The following is a 16,866-nucleotide window of genomic DNA, read 5'->3' on the forward strand; positions in this document are numbered from 1 at the left end:
AGGTGCCCGCCGGGCTGACGCCTCTTATCCTGCGCGCATGACGATCACAGACCAGGAGTTGGCCCGCGAAGCGGCACAGGCCGGAGCCGCCGTCGTGGCGGCCATGTACGGCGCGCCGCTGGCGCGCTTCCAGAAGTCCGCGCTCGACTTCGCCACGGCCGCCGACATCGAAGCCGAGAACGCCATCCTCGACGTCATCCGCACCGCCCGCCCGGACGACGCCGTGCTGGCCGAGGAGAGCGGGCACACCGGCTCGGAGGAGGCGGAGCGCGTGTGGCTCGTCGACCCCCTGTGCGGCACGCTGAACTACGCGGCGCGCAGCATGCTGGTCGCGGTGAACGTCACCCTGCGCGTGGGCTCGGAGATCACGGCGGCGGCCTCGGTCGACCCGTTCGCCGGCGAGACGTTCTGGACCGACGGCCATCACGCGTACGTCCGGCGCGACGGCGTGGACGAAGGGCTCACGCCGTCGCCCGACTCCCGGCTGGTGGACGTCAACCTCGATCCGCCTTTCCCCAACGATCCGGACTTCCGGGCCGCCGTGCTGCTCACCGAGACGGGGTTCATCGAGCGGTTCCGCGTCCGCGTCGTCTCCACCACCCTGGCGGTGGCCTGGGTCGCCGCCGGCCGGCGGGCCGCCTACGTCACCGACGGCCACCTGCGCGACAGCGTGCACTTCGCCGGCGGCATAGCGCTGTGCCAGGCCGCCGGATGCGTGGTGACCGGCATCCACGGCCAGCCGTTGCACACCGGCGCCGGCGGCCTCGTCGTGGCGGCGGACCAGGAGACGCACGCCGCCTTGATCCAGCTCATCGGCAACCAGTTCTCCCCGGGGCGGTAGCGCGCGCCTTCACCGTCGTCCCGCATTCAGAGGCGGGCGGAATACGGAACGGGACGTGCGCCGTAAGCCGGGAGTTTGTCCCGACCCGAACAAACACGAAATAGAGCTATAGGTTATGAAATCATTATCCGTGACCAAGAACTGAGGGAGGGATCACGCCATGACGGTAATCACGTCAGACAAGGACAGCCAGGCGTTGACGCTCACGTTCGTCGCCGAGTTCGACGCCAGCGCCGACCGTGTATGGCAGGTATGGCAGGACGCCCGTCAGGTGGAGCGGTGGTGGGGGCCGCCCACATGGCCGGCCACCTTCGAAGAGCACGACTTCACGGTCGGCGGCCGCTCCCGCTATCGCATGAACGGCCCGGACGGGCAGGAGACGCGCGGCTGGTGGCGGATCACCGCGGTCGAGGCGCCGCACCGGCTGGAGTTCGACGACGGATTCGATGGCGAGGCCGCCGACCCGCTGGTCGCCATGGATCCGGCCCATATCGCCGTCACGATCGAGGAGATCGGGGAGGGTACCCGGATGACGACGGTCGCGTCGTACCCCACCGCGCAGCAACTCGACACGGTGGTCTCGATGGGCGTGGTGGAAGGCATGCGCGAGGCGCTGGGTCAGATCGACGGCGTCCTCGCCTGACATCGCGCCATACGCGACCGGCCTCGCGACGCGAAACGCGGCGCGTGCCGGGAGAACGGCTTTCGAACGGCGGAAGGCCCGGGCCCGATCGACGTCGGGACCCGGGCCTTCGCGTCCTCATCGCGCGGGGAATCGAGCCCCGCCGCCGGATCGGGACCGATCCGATCAGGAATCGAGAAGCGCCGGCCACCGGGCCGCGCATAGCGTGAGCGCATGGTCTGACGCCCCGGCCGCGCGGCCGGGGCCCGCGGACGCCCCGGGCCCAAACGGGGCGGAACCCGACATACCCTGCTCGGAGCCGGTCAGATCGAGCCAGGCGACGCCGACGGAAGACCGCGAAAGCGGCCCCTCGCAACAGATGGAGACACGATGAGCACGGCCACGAGGACGGACTCGCAGTCGCCTGCGCTGCACGTCGCCGACAACCACGATCTGATCCGCGTGCACGGCGCGCGCGTGAACAACCTCAAGGACGTCAGCGTCGAGATCCCCAAGCGACGGCTGACGGTGTTCACCGGCGTCTCCGGCTCGGGCAAGAGCTCGCTGGTGTTCGGCACGATCGCCGCCGAGTCGCAGCGGATGATCAACGAGACGTACAGCGCCTTCGTGCAGGGCTTCATGCCCACCCTGGCGCGGCCCGAGGTCGACGTCCTCGAAGGGCTGACGACCGCGATCATCGTCGACCAGCAGCGGATGGGCGCCGACCCCCGCTCCACGGTCGGCACCGCCACCGACGCCAACGCCATGCTGCGCATCCTGTTCAGCCGGCTCGGGCAGCCGCACATCGGCTCGCCCCAGGCGTTCTCCTTCAACGTCGCCTCGGCCAGCGGAGCCGGGGCGGTCACCATGGAGCGTGCCGGGAAGACCGTGAAGGAGCGGCGCGAGTTCAGCGTCACCGGCGGCATGTGCCCGCGCTGCGAAGGCCGCGGCTCGGTGACCGACATCGACCTCACCGAGCTCTACGACGACTCCAAGTCGCTCGCCGAAGGCGCGTTCACCATTCCCGGCTGGAAGTCCGACAGCTTCTGGACGGTGCGGGTCTACGCCGAGTCGGGGCTGGTCGACCCGAACAAGCCGATCCGCCAGTTCACCAAGAAGGAACTGCACGACTTCCTCTACAAGGAGCCGGTCAAGGTCAAGGTCGACGGCGTCAACCTCACCTACGAGGGGCTGATCCCCAAGGTGCAGAAGTCGTTCCTGTCCAAGGACCCCGAAGCGATGCAGCCGCACATCCGGGCGTTCGTCGACCGGGCGGTCACCTTCACCACCTGCCCCGAATGCGGCGGCACCCGGCTCAGCGAGGCGGCCCGCTCCTCGAAGATCGACGGCGTCAACATCGCCGACGCCTGCGCGATGCAGATCAGCGACCTCGCCGCATGGGTCCGCGGCCTCGACGAGCCGGCGTTCGCGCCGTTGCTCGCCACACTGCTGCGGACCCTCGAATCGTTCGTGGAGATCGGGCTGGGCTACCTCTCGCTCGACCGGCCGGCGGGCACGCTGTCGGGCGGCGAGGCGCAGCGCGTCAAGATGATCCGCCACCTCGGCTCCTCGCTCACCGACGTCACCTACGTCTTCGACGAGCCCACCATCGGGCTGCACCCCCACGACATCCAGCGGATGAACAACCTGCTGCTGCGGCTGCGGGACAAGGGCAACACGGTGCTCGTCGTGGAGCACAAGCCGGAGACGATCGTGATCGCCGACCACGTCATCGACCTCGGTCCGGGCGCCGGCACGGCGGGCGGCACCGTCTGCTTCGAGGGCACCGTCGAGGGGCTGCGGGCCGGCGGCACCATCACCGGCCGCCACTTCGACGACCGGGCCGCCCTCAAGGAGACGGTGCGCAAGCCCACCGGCTCGCTGGAGATTCGCGGCGCGAGCGCGCACAACCTGCGCGACGTCGACGTCGACATCCCGCTCGGGGTGCTCACCGTCATCACCGGCGTCGCCGGTTCCGGCAAGAGCTCGCTCGTGCACGGGTCGATCCCCGCCTCGGCGGGCCTGGTGTCGGTCGACCAGGCGCCCATCCGCGGCTCGCGGCGCAGCAACCCGGCGACGTACACCGGGCTGCTCGACCCGATCCGCAAGGCGTTCGCGAAGGCCAACGGCGTCAAGCCGGCGTTGTTCAGCGCCAACTCCGAGGGCGCCTGCCCCGCCTGCAACGGCGCGGGCGTCATCTACACCGACCTGGCGATGATGGCCGGCGTCGCCACCACCTGCGAGGAGTGCGAGGGGAAGCGGTTCCAGGCGGCGGTGCTGGACTACCACTTCGGCGGCCGTGACATCAGCGAGGTGCTCGCGATGTCGGTGACCGAGGCCGAGGAGTTCTTCGGCGCCGGCGAGGCGCGCACGCCGGCCGCCCACGCCATCCTCGGCCGGCTCGCCGACGTCGGGCTCGGCTACCTCAGCCTGGGGCAGCCGCTCACCACGCTGTCGGGCGGCGAGCGGCAGCGGCTCAAGCTGGCCGGCCACATGTCCGAGAAGGGCGGCGTCTACATCCTCGACGAGCCCACCACCGGCCTGCACCTCGCCGACGTCGAGCAGTTGCTCGGCCTGCTCGACCGGCTCGTCGACTCCGGCAAGTCGGTCATCGTCATCGAGCACCACCAGGCGGTCATGGCGCACGCCGACTGGATCATCGACCTCGGCCCGGGCGCCGGCCACGACGGCGGCCGGATCGTCTTCGAGGGCACCCCCGCCGACCTCGTCGCCGCCCGTTCCACGCTCACCGGCGAGCACCTCGCGGCCTACGTCGGGACCGGCCGGTGAACCCCCGGAACCGTCACAGAGGCGACGCTCGCCGGCGTTGACCCACAGGCCGATCCGAACCGGCCCATAGGGTTTCTCACATGACCGAGACCCTCCGTCTGGTGCCCGTCACCCCCGCCAACATCGAGACGGCCATCGCCGTGCGCGTCCGCCCCGACCAGGAGCGCTTCGTCTGCCCGGTGGTGACCTCGCTGGCCGAGGCCTACGTCCACCAGCAGGTGGCCTGGCCACGCCTCATCCTCGACGGCGACCGTGCCGTGGGGTTCCTCATGGCGTTTCTCGACATGGACTGGGACGGCAGGGGGGTCGACCTCCGGTCCGGCTTGTGGCGCCTCAACGTGGTCCCCGACGCGCAGGGGAGCGGTGTCGGCCGCTTCGCCGTCGAGTCGGTGGCCGCCGAGATCAGGCGCCGCCGCGGCACGCTGATGTATGTCACCTGGGAGCCGGGAGAGGGCGGCCCGGAGGGTTTCTACCGGAGGCTCGGGTTCCGGCTCACGGGGGAGAAGAGCGACGGCGAGACGGTCGGGGTGCTGGACCTCACGAACCCGGCCTGACCCGGGCACCGCCGCCGTCCAAGGGCATCGCCAGAACCCGTTTGAGGTGCCGCCGCGGCGCTACGCTGCTGTGTCATGCGGGAGACACGCCTCGACACCGCCCGGATCCAGGCGGCCCGCCGGGTGATCGACCCGGTTTTCCTCGACACTCCGCTGTACCGCTGCGAGGCGCTGGAACCCGGCCTCGGGTGCACGGTGAGCGTCAAGCTCGAAACGGCGAACCCGGTCCGCAGCTTCAAGGCCCGCGGCACCGAGCTGGTCGCAAGCCTGCTCGCCGCCGACGGCTCGCGAGCCGTGGTGTGCGCGAGCGCGGGCAACCTGGGCCAGGCCCTCGCCTGGTCCGGTCGCGGGCGGGGGCTCGACGTCACCGTCGTGGCGTCCCGCTTCGCGCCCGTGGCCAAGCTCGATCGCATCCGCGCCTTGGGCGCCAGGCTGGAGCTGGTGGACGGCGACTTCGACCTGGCTCGCGAGCGGGCGGCGGCCGTCGCGCGGCGCGACGGCATCCGGCTGGTCGAGGACAGCCTGGACATCGAGACCTGCGAGGGCGCGGCGACCATCGGCCTGGAACTGGTGGGCGCCGCGCCTTCGTTCGACGCCGTCCTGATCGCCCTCGGCGGCGGGGCGCTGGCCACCGGTGTGGGGCATGTGGTGAAGGCCCTGGCGCCCGAAGTCGAGGTGATCTGCGTCCAGCCGCTGGGCGCCCCGGCGATGACACGCTCCTGGCACAGCCGGCGCGTCGTCACCACCGACTCGACCGACACCATCGCCGACGGCGTCGCCGGCCGGCGCCCCATCCCGGCCGTCCTGGACGACCTGCTCGTGGTCGCCGACGACGCCGTCCTGGTCCGGGAGGAGTCGATCATGACCGGCATGCGGATGCTGCTCGACCACGCCGGCCTCGTCGTCGAACCGTCGGCCGCGCTCGGCATCGCGGCGATCCTCGAAGACCGCGACCGCTTCGCCGGCCGGCACGTCGTCACCATCGTGTGCGGCAGCAACGTCGACGTCGACGCCTACCACCGCTGGGTCGGCGCGGCTCCCGCCCACAGACCCTGACGATCGCCCGGCCTCTGAGAACCATCCGCCATATGCCCCAGAGGAGCACCCGCCACCAGGCCGGTGCGCTGGCCTTGATCGGTCTCGCGCTCTCCGGGCGCGGTACCGCCTCAGACGGCGCAATCGTGGTCGATCTCGAAGTCACCGCCGATTCTCCTGCTCTACGCGCTCATCGTGGCGCCCGCATGGTTTCATGATCATCTGCTTGCCGGTCTCCCAGACCGAATCCTGAGCCATGCCCTCCCGTCGGGGACGGACTTCGGTGATTACGAGGCGCAAGGCTTAGTGACGCCGCGGCCTCGAAGACGACGAGAGGGAGATCTCGCTCTAGCCGGCCGCTGTCGCGCGCCGGTGCCGGAAGCGGTGGTCGGTGAGCCTGCGCCCACGGATGATGACGCAGGACGGTCCGAGGGCGGGGGGTCAAGGGGCGAGGGGGTGGGTGGTTACGCTGGTCGGGTGTCCTACCTTTTCGGGATTCGAGCGGAAGCGCGCCTGTGATGTCCTTCCTCTCTGACATGCGCGGCCGAGGTGCGAGCCCGGTCATGACGGCCCGATACACGGCATTCGCGGGCGAGAGCCGGTCGTAGGCGTGACCCTGGAGCGGCGGGAGCGCCTGGAGCGGTTCGAGGCCAACCGTAGGCGCCTGTTCGGGGTGGCCTACCGGCTGCTCGGGGAGGCGTCCGGGGCCGAGGACGTGGTGCAGGACGCCTACCTGCGCTGGGAGCGCGGTGACTGGGCGGTCTCGCCGGAGGCGTGGCTGACCAAGGTGGTCACCAACCTGTGCCTGGACCGGCTCACCTCGGCGCGGGCGCGGCGGGAGCGCTATGTCGGGACGTGGCTGCCCGAGCCGGTCGTCACCGGCGGCGGCGCGCTCGACCCGCTGGAGACCGTGGAGCAGCGGGAGCTGCTGTCGCTCGGGATGCTGGTGCTGCTGGAGCGGCTCACCCCGCCGGAGAGGGCGGTGTTCGTGCTGCGCGAGGCGTTCGGCCACAGCCACCGCGAGATCGCGGACATCCTGGAGGTGAACGAGCCGCACGTTCGGCAGTTGTACCGCCGGGCGCAGCAGCACGTCGCCGAGGCGCGCAAGCGGTTCACCGCCCCGCCCGGCCGGCGACGGGAGCTCCTGGAACGGTTCCTGGAGGCCACGCTCGTCGGCGACGTGCCGGCGCTGGAGCGAATGCTGGCCGAAGACGTGGTCGCCTGGGCCGACGGCGGCGGCAAGGCGCCGGCCGCGCGGCGTCCGCTGGTCGGCCGGGAGCAGGTCCTGCGCTACCTGGCCGCCCTGGCCGGGTACGCGCCGCGCGTCCGCCTGGTGCCCGAGCTGGTGAACGGCGAGCCCGCCTTCGTGGCGTACATGGACGGCCAGCTGTCGGCGGTCACCGTCCCCGAGTTCGACGGCGACCGCATCGCCGGCTTCCGCACCATCACCAACCCGGACAAGCTCGCCTTCCTCGTGAAGCAGAAGTCGTGACTGTTTCTCCGGCCGCGTTGTCACGGATCGCCTTCGTGTCCCGTTCATCCTGCGTCGAACGACGATGGGAGAACGTTCATGATGACGACGACACCGCGCATCGCGGTCCTGGGCGCCGGATACACCGGCGTCGCGGCCGCCAAGCTGCTCGCCAGGCGCACCGGCGCCGAAGTCACGGTCGTCAACAACCGTGACCGGTTCGCGGAGCGCATGCGCAACCACCAGCTCGCCTCCGGCCAGAAGGTGCGCCACCTGCCGCTGCGTGAGCTGTTCGACGGCACCGGCGTCCGGCTGATCATCGACCGGGTCGCGCGGGTCGACCCGGAGCGGAGGCGGGTGGAGCTGGCCGGTGCGGAGCCGGTCCCCTACGACCTGCTGGTGTACGCGCTGGGCAGCCACGCCGATCTGGACGCCGTTCCCGGCGCGGCCGAGCACGCCTACGCCGTCGCCGACGCCGAGCGGGCCGAGCGGCTGCGCGACCAGGTGCGCACCGCAGGCACGATCGCCGTGATCGGCGCCGGGCCGACCGGATTGGAGACGGCCACCGAACTGGCCGAGACCCACCCCGACCGCACGGTGCGGCTGGTCACCAGCGGAGCGCTGGGCGAGCAGCTGTCCGAGCGCGGTCGCGAGCACCTGCGCCGCGCCGTCGACCGCCTCGGCATCCAGGTGTGGGAGCACGCCAGGGTCGCCAAGGTCGACGCGGGCGGCGTGCTGCTGGAGAACGGTGAACGCGTCGACGCCGACACGGTGGCGTGGACCGCCGGCTTCGGCGTCCCGGACCTGGCGCGCGAGGCCGGGCTGGCCGTGGACGCCCGCGGTCGCATGCTCGTGGACGGAACCCTGCGTTCGCAGTCGCACCCGGACGTCTACGGCATCGGGGACGCCGCGGCCGCGCACACCCAGGGCGGGCACGTGCTGCGCATGGGCTGCGGCCCGGGAAACCTGGCGGCCGCGTGCGCCTACCACGCCATCAGCGCCCGCATGGCCGGGCGTGACCCGAAGCCGCTGCGTGTCAGGGTCGACGCCCTGTGCATCAGCCTCGGCAGGTGGGACGGGGTCCTGCAGCCCGTCGACCTCGACGGCAACCCGCACGGGAAGGTGCGCACCGGCCGCCCCGTCGCGCTGATCAAGAAGGGCGTGCTCGGCGTCACCGGGTGGCACGCCCTTCGCCACCCCGCTCTGGTCGCGGCAGGCGCGAGACAGGGTTGACGCTCCCGCCCGGGTCCGCCCGCCGGCCGGCGGATCCGGGCGGGACATGTCCCTCGCGAGCCCGCCCGGTGTTCTCCGAGGCGTTTCCGCGGCCGTGACCGTGCTCGGAGACACGGCGCTCTGAGACATGACACGGCGCCCCGCGACACGGCCGCCACGGCCATCGGCGCAAAGCCGGCCCGGCCGGTAACCGCCCCCTCGACAGTCGAAAGGCAGTAGACCCCGATGTCCTCCACCCCCGCGACCCGCCACGTCACCGCCTCGGACGCCCCCGCCGGCCGACAGCCCCCCGCCACGGTGCGCACGCTGCTCGGCGTCGTCATCGGACTGACCGCGGTGCTCGTCGTGATGCTGTGCGCCTTCGCCCTGCCCTCCGTCAACGGCGGCCCCCGCCACATGCCCCTCGGCCTGACCGGACCGCAACAGGCCGCCCAGACACTGCGAACCGGCCTGGACGACGAGGCCTGGGACGTCACCGTCTACCCCGGCCCGCGAGAACTCCAGGCCGCCATCAGGCAGCGCGAGATCGTCGGCGGACTAGCGCTCGGCGCCGACGGCATCACCGTCTACACCGCCGGCGCGGCCGGCCAGCAGCCCACCGCGGCGATCAACGCCCTGGGCGCCGCGATGGCGGCACAGCGGCAGAGCGAGGTCACCGTCCACGACGTGGTGCCGTTCCCCGCCGACGACCCCCGCGGCGCCGGATTCACCGCCACCGCCCTCCCGCTCATCATCGGCGGGATCCTGCCCGCGGTCGCCCTGCTGCGCCTGTTTCCCGGACACGCCAATGTGCGCCGCCGCCTGGCCGGGGTGATCCTCTTCGCCCTGGTCGCCGGAGCCGCCGTCGCCGCCGTCCTGCAGTACGGGTTCGGCTCCCTGCACGGCACCTACTGGCTCACCGCGCTCGGCCTGTCCCTGGGCATGGCCGCGCTGTCCATCCCCTTTCTGGCGCTGGAATCCCTGCTCGGCATCGCGGGCCTGGGCGCCGGCGCCGCGGTGATGATGCTGCTCGGCAACCCGCTGTCGGGCCTCGCGGGCCCGCACTGGCTGCCCGCCGGCTGGGCCACCCTCGGCCAGCTGCTCCCGCCGGGGGCCTCCGGCAGCCTCGTGCGGGCCGTCAGCTTCTTCGACGGCACCGGCGCCGGCGGCCCCGCCCTGACCCTGACCGCCTGGGCTCTGGCCGGTCTGGCGGCCCTCCTCCTCACCGCTCGCGCCCCACGCACCGCGCCGCCGGCGGCGGCCGGGTGAGGTCGTTCCAGCGGGTCCGATCTGGTCGAGGGGTGTGTCTCGCCTCTGGCGACCATCCCGGAGCGGGCCGGTGTGATCAGGGGGGCGGCGTCGCGGGCCCTTCGACGCGGGGTCGGCCGAGACGCGCGCGGAGCAGGCCGGTGACCGAGGGGCCGCCCGCGAAGCACCATACGGCGATCACGGGATCGCAGATGGCGCAGCCCAGGGGAGGAGGTGTCCGCGAACGGGATGATCGGGTTGCCGTACAGCCTTCCGCGACCGGTTCAAACGCGTCGTCGGCGTCAGCCCTCGCGCCTACCGCGGCAGTTTCAGCTGACGGCTTTCACCCACGCTCCCGTCTTGGGCCGGGTCAGCCACGGGGCCCGGCCGGCCCCGGCGCCTGCGACGATCGGCTCGGTCCCGCGTACGCGCCGGGAGCGTCATGGCGGCCAGGGGAATGTGCGCTTACGGGTGCTTGAGTGATCCTGCTTCGAGAGGTTTCCTGGGACGGGAGCCGATTCGCTCGGCGTGAGGTCGGGAGCGGTCCATGACTGGACGCACGATGCATGATCTGGTTCTTCGCATGATCGCGGTGATGGCGCTGCTGGCGCTGATGTACGCGGGCGTGGTCGGGGCGATGCTGCTGGCCGGCGTCGCCTGGCAGGTCGTGGTGCCGGTCGTGGCGGTGGCGGTTCTGCTGCAGTGGTGGGCGGCCGAGGGGCTCGCGCGTACGGCGACCGGGGCTGAGATCGTGGACGCCGGAGAGGAGCCGGAACTGCACGGCGTGCTGGACCGGCTGTGCGCGCTGAACGATGTGCCCAAGCCGCGGGTGGCCGTCAGCCCCGACCCCGTCCCCAACGCTTTCACTCTGGGACGCTCCGAACGGCACACCACCATCGTGGTGACCCGCGGGCTGCTGGAGGTGCTGGAGCCTGACGAGCTCGGCGCGGCCCTGGCGCACGAGGTCGCGCACATCCGCCACCGGGACGTGGCGGTCATGACGCTGGCCGGTTCGCTCGCCATCGCCATGGCCTGGGGCGCGAAGGTCGCTCGCGACTTCGTGCGGAGGAACTCCGGGCCCGCCCCCATCCTCCAGCAGATCCTCGACCTTCCGGTCGCGTTCATGCTGGTGGCCTTCTATCCGCTGATCATCCTGCTCGGGCTGTGCAGCCTGCTGGCGCAGATGCCGCTGCGGGCACTGGGCCGCTACCGGGAACTGGCCGCCGACCATGACGCGGCCGTGCAGACCAGGCAGCCCGCCTTGCTGGCCGCCGCCCTGCTCAAGATCGGTGACGGCGGCCTGGTGCCCCGCACCGACCTGCGCGCCGCCGCGCGCGTCCCCGCGACGAGCCTGGTGGCGGCCAAGCCCGTCCGCTGGGCCTGGTGGTCCACTCACCCGGCGATCGCCCGGCGCGTCGACCGCCTCACCGCGCTGAGCGGCACGACCGCGACCCGGTGACGCCGCCGCCGGGCGCCGGGCCGGCCATCGGCGTCCCCGTGGCCGGGGCGACACGGCCGGGACGATGACGCACCGTGCGGACCGTCCTGCCCCGGCGAGGACGGTCCGCACGTCAAGCCGGGCTGGAGTCCCGGAGTGCGAGTGAGGTCAGGACCCGCCGGCCTCGATGTCGGCCAGCGTCACCCGGGAGACCTTGAAGGTGGTCACGGACGACGGCGCCCCCTGCGCGCCGACCACGGAGCGGATCGGCATCCCGGTCCTGGCGTCGATCGTCAGCACCTGATCGCCGCTGCCGAGGAACAGCGCCGGGCCCGCCGTGAGGGTCAGCGTGGGCTGACCGCCCGTCGTCGAGTCCTCGACGGTGACCTCGGGAATGGTGGAGAGCAGGCGGAGCACGCCCGCCCGGATCTTCGGGTTGGCCGCCCCTCGGGCCAGGGCGTCGACGCTGTTGGTCCAGAGGTGGTTGTTGACGAGGTTCTCCAGGTCCTTGCCGGTGGGCTGCTTCGGCGGGGTGGCGACCCCCTTCTCCCGCAGGATGCGTTCCTGCTTGGCCATGGCCTCGTCCCACGCCGCCTTCTGCTCGTCGGGGCTGAGGCCCAGCCCGAACGCGTTGGGGGTGGCGTTGACCATCTGCTTCCTGGCGGCGTCGAGGTCGCCGGTCGCCGCGAAGAGTGCCGCCGCCACCTGACGGGCGTTCACGTCCTCGGCGAGGTTGTCACCGCCGGCGATCGCCTCCGGGAGGGCGCCCTCGGTGTCGGTCACGTAGTACTCGCCGCCGTCGGTGTACAGGTTGTAGGTGACGTACGGCGATCTGCCGTCGATGGTCTGGACCTGCTTGACCAGCGACGCGTCTCCCGGCAGTGGCTCGTCACTCGCCTTGATGTCGGTCACCAGGGCCACCAGCTTGATGTCGCCCTTGATGTCGGCCGTGCCCGCCGGGGAGGCCGCCGTCTGCGCCAGGGAGGCCGGCCCGGCCGGGGCCGTTGACCCGGGCGTCGACGGGGTGACGAGCACGAAGGTCGTCGCCGCCGCGAGCGCGCCGATGCCGGCGACGATGCCGGCCTTGCCCAGAACGCCCAAGCGGCGGTCGCGCGCCCAGGTGAACCTCGCTTCACGCGCCGGAGCCGTCTCCGGCACCCGTGCGGGCCCGGCTTCGGCCATGGCTGCCCGCAGCGTCGTCCGCGCTCGCTCGTACGCCTCGGGCCGCAGGGGTGCGGCGTTCTTGAGCTGACTGACCAGATCCATCTCGTCCACGATCACTGGCTTTCCTTCACACTGTTGAGATCGGTCAATAGCGCGGCCACTTCCGGCGTGTTCCGCAACGCCGTCCGGGCCTGGTGCAGCAGGCGGCGTGCCGTCCCGGCCGGCATGCGGAGCGCCCGTGCGGCGTCGGCGACGGTCAGGTCCTCCCAGGCGACGAGGCTGAGCACCTCTCGTTCCTCGGGCCTGAGCCTGGCCAGGGCCGGGCGGAGCACCGCCCGGGTGTCCACGCGGGCGTCCACCGCCGGCCAGGGGTCCCACTCGTTCGCCATGCTCGTCGCGTCGGGGACGAGGTCCTCCGCCGGCTGGGACCGCCAGTGACGGCGCAGCCGGTTCAGGGCCACCCCGTACAACCACGGCCGCGCTTCGGGGAACGAGCGGTCATAGCTCCTCCGGGACTCGAAGGCCGCCACCCACACGTCGCCGAGGAGGTCCTCGGCCGCCTCACGCCCCACTCGCCGCGCGAGGAAGGCCCCGACAGCACGCTCGTGGCGGAGGATCACCTCCACGAAGGCTTCCTTGTCTCCGGCGAGCGATCTGCCTATCAGCTCTGCGTCTGTCGTCATGACCTTCCTCGGCTCTGCTTGCCTTCCACCCCGCAATTGCCAACTCACCCCCCAAAGCGTTCAGAACAGACATGAGGGTGACCGTGGTTGGCTCCCCGTATCGCCCATGACCCGGTGCTCAGGCCGGCGGCCGATCTCGTTCCAGCCGGTGCCACCATGGGGAGTCGGGAGCTGAGGAGGATCACCATGGCGGCTCAGGAGCCTGAGCGGGAGACCGAGTTTCCGCACAGGATAGGCAAGACGGCCAGGCGAGTGCTGGCCGCGCACGGGTACACGCGGTATGAGGAGCTGACCGGGACCACCCCGGCCGAGCTGCTCAAGATCCATGGGATGGGGAGGAAGGGCATCGAGATCCTGCGTGAGGAGCTCGCGGTCAGAGGCCTGTCGTTCGCCGACGGCTCCTGAGCGGCTCGGGGGTCGCGGCCGTGGACTCCCGCGGCAGGCCGGAAATCCGGGCTCTTACCTCGGCCGGCCCGCCGGCGACGAGGGCGCGGGCGGGAACGGGACCGTGGTCGACTCGCGCACCACCAGGTGGCACGCGATCGCGTGGCGGCCGGGGGAGGGTGAGCCGTTGATGGCGGCCAGGAGCTTTTCGGCGGCGGACCGGCCGAGCCCTTCGAGGTTCATGTCGATGCTGGTCAGCGGGGGCTGGGCGCCCTCGGTCATGACGTCCCAGTTGTCGAAGCCGACGAGGGCGACGTCCTCGGGGACGCGGCGGCCGGCGGAGCGCAGGGCGTCGCAGACTCCGCGGGCGATCTGGTCGCTGCCGCAGAAGACGGCGTCGAAATCGGCCTGGCCGGCGAGCAGGATGCCGACGGCCTGACGGCCCCAGACCTCGCTCCAGCCGCCGAACAGCGGCGGCGTGGCCGGGGACAGCCCCTCCTCGGCCAGCCGTTCCGTCGCCGCGGCGGCCCGCACCCGGGCCGAGTTGTGCCGCTCGGGCCCGGTGACGTGCGCGATCCGGGTGCGTCCTATGGCGAGGAGATGGTCGATCGCCTTGCGGGCGCCGCCCGCCTCGTCGGGTACCACCGAGCAGTCGCCCGGGTCCGTCGAGCTGATGAAGGCGTACACGATGGGCACCGGGAGGTCGACGCCGAGGGGAGGCCGCGCCTCGGTGCGCCGGCCGGTCACGATGATCCCGTCGACCCGCCGGCTGAGGAGCGTTCTGATGTAGTACTGCTCGCGGATCGGGTCGCCCCGTCCGTCGCACAGGAAGATCGACATCTCGCCGGCGCCCAGCGCGTCCTCCGCGCCCATCAGGACGGGGATGCTGAACCGGCCGATCGTGTCCGTCGTGACCATGCCCACCGTGTAGGTGCGGCCGGAGTGCAGGCTGCGGGCGCCGGCGTTCGCCTCGAAGCTGAGCTGCCGGGCCGCCTCCCTGACCCGCCTGCGGGTCTCCTCGCGCAACGACCCGCGCCCGTTGAGCGCCTTGGACGCCGTGCCCACCGACACCCCCGCCAGCGCCGCGACATCGGCGATCGTGGCGTGACGCTCCAGCTTCCCCACGTTTCCTCCGCTTTCCGATGCCCGTTCCTCGTCCACCTTATAGCGCCGTCGGCGGCGTCCCAGAGAGCCGCGTAACAGGGAGGAAACGTGCTATTGACCCTGTTGGAAGGCGTTGGTAACGTGACGGCAATCGTTTTCCTTATTTTCCTTACCGGCTCGCTCAGCCGTGCCGCCCGCCGTTCACGCAAGTCCGCCGCCGCGCGCTCGCGCGCCCTCGGCCGAGACCGGGAGGCGGGGTGGCCGCGGTCGCCCGAGAGACCGGCACGTCACCACACGAAAGATCGGAATGACCGAGCAGAAGCTGTCAGACATGCCGGCCCCTCCCGGCGGCGCGACGGCGCAGGCCTCGCCCGCTCCGCGCGGCCCCGCCGGGCCGGTCGTCCCCGGGCCGGGTGCCGTCGCCGCGCTCCGGCCCCTCGGCCTCGACCAGGTCCTTCTGCATCCGGAGGGCCTGCTCGGCCGATGGAGGCGGCGCAACGCCGAGCAGACCCTGCCGCACTGCGTGGAAAACCTGTACGGCAAGGGCAACATCGGCAACCTCCAGGCCGCCGCGGGAGAGGGGAGGCGGCCCTTCGCCGGCATGTGGTTCGCCGACTCCGACGTCCACAAGACGCTGGAGGCGGCCCTGTGGGAACTGGGAACGTCCCCCGGCGACGCCCGTCTGCGGGAGTTCGTCGAGACCACGGCCGAGTTGCTCGCCCGCGCCCAGCAGCCCGACGGCTACCTCAACTCCTACTTCACCATCGCCGAGCCGGACGCGCGGTGGCGCAGGCCGAACTGGAGCCATGAGCTGTACTGCGCCGGGCACCTGATCCAGGCCGGGGTCGCCGCCGGCCGGGTCGGCGCCCACCCGGGCGTGCTGTCGATCGCCCGCTGCTTCGCCAACCTGCTCGTGGAGCGGTTCGGCCCGGAGGGCGTCGAAGAGGTGTGCGGGCATCCGGAGATCGAGACCGCGCTCGCCGAGCTGTACCGGCTCACCGGCCACCGGCCCTACCTGGACCTGGCCCGGCGCTTCCTCGACCTGCGCGGGCGCGGGCTGCTCGGCGAGGGCCGGTTCGGCCCCCGCTACTACCAGGACCACGTGCCCGTGCGGGAGGCCCGGGAGGTCGCCGGGCACGCCGTGCGGCAGTTGTACCTGCTGGCCGGCATGACCGACGTCGCCATGGAGACCGGCGACCTCGCGTTGCTCGGCGCGGCCGAACGGCTCTGGGACGACGCCTTCACCACGCGGACCCACGTCACCGGCGCGCACGGCTCCCGTCACCGGGAAGAGGCGTACGGCGACCCGTACGAACTGCCGCCCGACCGCGCCTACGGCGAGACGTGCGCGGCGATCGCGAGCTTCCACTGGAACTGGCGGCTGTTGCTGGCCACCGGCCGGGCCCGCTACGCCGACGAGATGGAACGCGTACTCCACAACGCGGTCGCCCCCGCGGTGTCCACCGACGGCAGGCGCTTCTTCTACTCCAACCCTCTCCAGTCGCGCACCGGGCACGAGGGCTCGGGCGAGGAGGCGGCGTCACGGCGCCTGCCCTGGTACTCGTGCGCCTGCTGCCCGCCGAACATCGCCCGGCTCATGGCGTCCCTGCCCGGCTACCTGGCCACCGCCGACGACGCCGGCCTGCAGGTCCACCTGTACGGCGACGCATCCCTCACCACCGCCGTGGCGGGCCGGGCGGTCAGGGTGGAGATGCGCACGGCCTACCCCTGGCAGGGCCGCGTCGAGCTGAGCGTGCACGGGGACGACGCCCGAGGAGGGGCCCCGTGGACGCTCGCGCTCCGGGTGCCGGGGTGGTGCGAGGCGTACACGGTGAGCGTCGACGGCGAGCGGGTGCCGGCGCCCGCGCGGGACGGCTACGTCCGGCTCACCCGCGAGTGGACACCGGGCACGCGCGTCGTCCTCGACCTCGACCTGCCGGTGCGGCAGATCCGCGCGCACCCGCGCGTCGACGCGGTGCGCGGATGCGTCGCCCTGGCGCGCGGGCCGCTCGTGTACTGCGTCGAGCAGGCCGACCTGCCGTCCGGCACGGTGCTGGAGGACGTGCGGCTGGACCCCTCCGCTGCGATCACGGCGGGCCACCGGCCTGACCTTCCGGACATCCCTGTCGTCCTCGGCGCGCGCGGCCTGCTCGCCGACGCCGACGACGCGCTCTACACCGCCGGCACAGGGCGGGAGCGGACCGGCAGCCCGCTCACGTTCACGGCGGTGCCGTACTTCCTGTGGGGCAACCGGAGCGAGGGCCCGATGCGGGTCTGGGTCCCGGTCACCACCGCGGGATGACCGCGGCGGGCCGCGCCG

General features: G+C 72.2%; 14 protein-coding genes. 11 read left to right on the top strand and 3 right to left on the bottom strand.

Annotation, left to right across the window (positions count from 1 at the left end):
• Positions 1-37 precede the first annotated feature (37 nt).
• The 9 genes from PYR91_RS15825 (at position 38) to PYR91_RS15865 (ending at position 11,232) form a co-directional block, all read left to right on the top strand.
• On the top strand, positions 38-841 hold the full coding sequence (locus PYR91_RS15825; protein ID WP_279780565.1) for an inositol monophosphatase family protein: 804 nt from the start codon (positions 38-40) through the stop codon (positions 839-841).
• Positions 842-1,001: 160 nt separating this feature from the next.
• Complete coding sequence (locus PYR91_RS15830; RefSeq protein ID WP_279780566.1) at positions 1,002-1,484, top strand: SRPBCC domain-containing protein; 483 nt, start codon at positions 1,002-1,004, stop codon at positions 1,482-1,484.
• Between the two features lie 369 nt (positions 1,485-1,853).
• Positions 1,854-4,253 carry an excinuclease ABC subunit UvrA gene (locus PYR91_RS15835; RefSeq protein ID WP_279780567.1) on the top strand — a complete coding sequence of 800 codons (2,400 nt, stop codon included), beginning with the start codon at positions 1,854-1,856 and terminating at the stop codon, positions 4,251-4,253.
• An 80-nt stretch (positions 4,254-4,333) separates the two neighbouring features.
• Entirely contained in the window at positions 4,334-4,807 is a 474-nt protein-coding gene (locus tag PYR91_RS15840; RefSeq protein WP_279780568.1) for a GNAT family N-acetyltransferase, read from the top strand.
• Between the two features lie 75 nt (positions 4,808-4,882).
• Positions 4,883-5,863, top strand: coding sequence for a pyridoxal-phosphate dependent enzyme (locus tag PYR91_RS15845; RefSeq protein WP_279780569.1), 981 nt, complete (start codon positions 4,883-4,885; stop codon positions 5,861-5,863).
• A 589-nt stretch (positions 5,864-6,452) separates the two neighbouring features.
• Positions 6,453-7,334: an RNA polymerase sigma factor SigJ gene (sigJ, locus tag PYR91_RS15850; RefSeq protein WP_279780570.1), complete on the top strand. Its 882-nt coding sequence runs from the start codon at positions 6,453-6,455 to the stop codon at positions 7,332-7,334.
• 78 nt (positions 7,335-7,412) lie between these two features.
• Positions 7,413-8,546: an FAD-dependent oxidoreductase gene (locus PYR91_RS15855; protein WP_279780571.1), complete on the top strand. Its 1,134-nt coding sequence runs from the start codon at positions 7,413-7,415 to the stop codon at positions 8,544-8,546.
• 225 nt (positions 8,547-8,771) lie between these two features.
• A complete protein-coding gene (locus PYR91_RS15860; protein WP_279780572.1) occupies positions 8,772-9,794 on the top strand; it encodes a hypothetical protein in 1,023 nt (340 codons plus the stop codon).
• A 526-nt stretch (positions 9,795-10,320) separates the two neighbouring features.
• Positions 10,321-11,232, top strand: coding sequence for a M48 family metalloprotease (locus PYR91_RS15865; RefSeq protein WP_279780573.1), 912 nt, complete (start codon positions 10,321-10,323; stop codon positions 11,230-11,232).
• A 147-nt stretch (positions 11,233-11,379) separates the two neighbouring features.
• On the opposite strand, the gene PYR91_RS15870 is transcribed toward PYR91_RS15865, so the two are convergent.
• Positions 11,380-12,492, bottom strand: a complete 1,113-nt coding sequence (locus tag PYR91_RS15870; RefSeq protein ID WP_279780574.1) for a hypothetical protein — start codon at positions 12,490-12,492, stop codon at positions 11,380-11,382.
• The gene (locus PYR91_RS15875) at positions 12,489-13,058 is read right to left on the bottom strand and encodes a sigma-70 family RNA polymerase sigma factor (RefSeq protein WP_279780575.1); all 570 of its coding nucleotides are present in this window, start codon (positions 13,056-13,058) and stop codon (positions 12,489-12,491) included. Before PYR91_RS15875 ends, PYR91_RS15870 begins: the two co-directional genes overlap by 4 nt.
• Positions 13,059-13,244: 186 nt before the next feature.
• Between PYR91_RS15875 and PYR91_RS15880 the strand changes: the two genes are divergently transcribed.
• Positions 13,245-13,463, top strand: a complete 219-nt coding sequence (locus tag PYR91_RS15880) for a hypothetical protein (RefSeq protein WP_279780576.1) — start codon at positions 13,245-13,247, stop codon at positions 13,461-13,463.
• A 54-nt stretch (positions 13,464-13,517) separates the two neighbouring features.
• Here the strand turns inward: PYR91_RS15880 and PYR91_RS15885 are convergent, their stop codons facing one another.
• Positions 13,518-14,567 (bottom strand): LacI family DNA-binding transcriptional regulator, encoded by a 1,050-nt coding sequence (locus PYR91_RS15885; protein ID WP_279780577.1) that lies wholly within the window; start codon positions 14,565-14,567, stop codon positions 13,518-13,520.
• Positions 14,568-14,853: 286 nt separating this feature from the next.
• Between PYR91_RS15885 and PYR91_RS15890 the strand changes: the two genes are divergently transcribed.
• Positions 14,854-16,848 carry a beta-L-arabinofuranosidase domain-containing protein gene (locus tag PYR91_RS15890; protein WP_279780578.1) on the top strand — a complete coding sequence of 665 codons (1,995 nt, stop codon included), beginning with the start codon at positions 14,854-14,856 and terminating at the stop codon, positions 16,846-16,848.
• Positions 16,849-16,866: the final 18 nt, after the last annotated feature.

Origin of the sequence: Sphaerisporangium sp. TRM90804 (assembly GCF_029846175.1) — a bacterium.
Classification (GTDB): domain Bacteria; phylum Actinomycetota; class Actinomycetes; order Streptosporangiales; family Streptosporangiaceae; genus Sphaerisporangium.

What these genes read in the sequence shown, in the direction of transcription:
- PYR91_RS15840 (WP_279780568.1), top strand. Translation starts at nt 4,334, where the DNA reads ATGACCGAGACCCTCCGTCTGGTGCCCGTCACCCCCGCCAACATCGAG.
- PYR91_RS15855 (WP_279780571.1), top strand. Translation starts at nt 7,413, where the DNA reads ATGATGACGACGACACCGCGCATCGCGGTCCTGGGCGCCGGATACACC.
- PYR91_RS15890 (WP_279780578.1), top strand. Translation starts at nt 14,854, where the DNA reads ATGACCGAGCAGAAGCTGTCAGACATGCCGGCCCCTCCCGGCGGCGCG.
- PYR91_RS15835 (WP_279780567.1), top strand. Translation starts at nt 1,854, where the DNA reads ATGAGCACGGCCACGAGGACGGACTCGCAGTCGCCTGCGCTGCACGTC.
- PYR91_RS15875 (WP_279780575.1), bottom strand. Translation starts at nt 13,058, where the DNA reads ATGACGACAGACGCAGAGCTGATAGGCAGATCGCTCGCCGGAGACAAG.
- PYR91_RS15860 (WP_279780572.1), top strand. Translation starts at nt 8,772, where the DNA reads ATGTCCTCCACCCCCGCGACCCGCCACGTCACCGCCTCGGACGCCCCC.
- PYR91_RS15865 (WP_279780573.1), top strand. Translation starts at nt 10,321, where the DNA reads ATGACTGGACGCACGATGCATGATCTGGTTCTTCGCATGATCGCGGTG.
- PYR91_RS15845 (WP_279780569.1), top strand. Translation starts at nt 4,883, where the DNA reads ATGCGGGAGACACGCCTCGACACCGCCCGGATCCAGGCGGCCCGCCGG.
- PYR91_RS15880 (WP_279780576.1), top strand. Translation starts at nt 13,245, where the DNA reads ATGGCGGCTCAGGAGCCTGAGCGGGAGACCGAGTTTCCGCACAGGATA.
- PYR91_RS15825 (WP_279780565.1), top strand. Translation starts at nt 38, where the DNA reads ATGACGATCACAGACCAGGAGTTGGCCCGCGAAGCGGCACAGGCCGGA.
- PYR91_RS15830 (WP_279780566.1), top strand. Translation starts at nt 1,002, where the DNA reads ATGACGGTAATCACGTCAGACAAGGACAGCCAGGCGTTGACGCTCACG.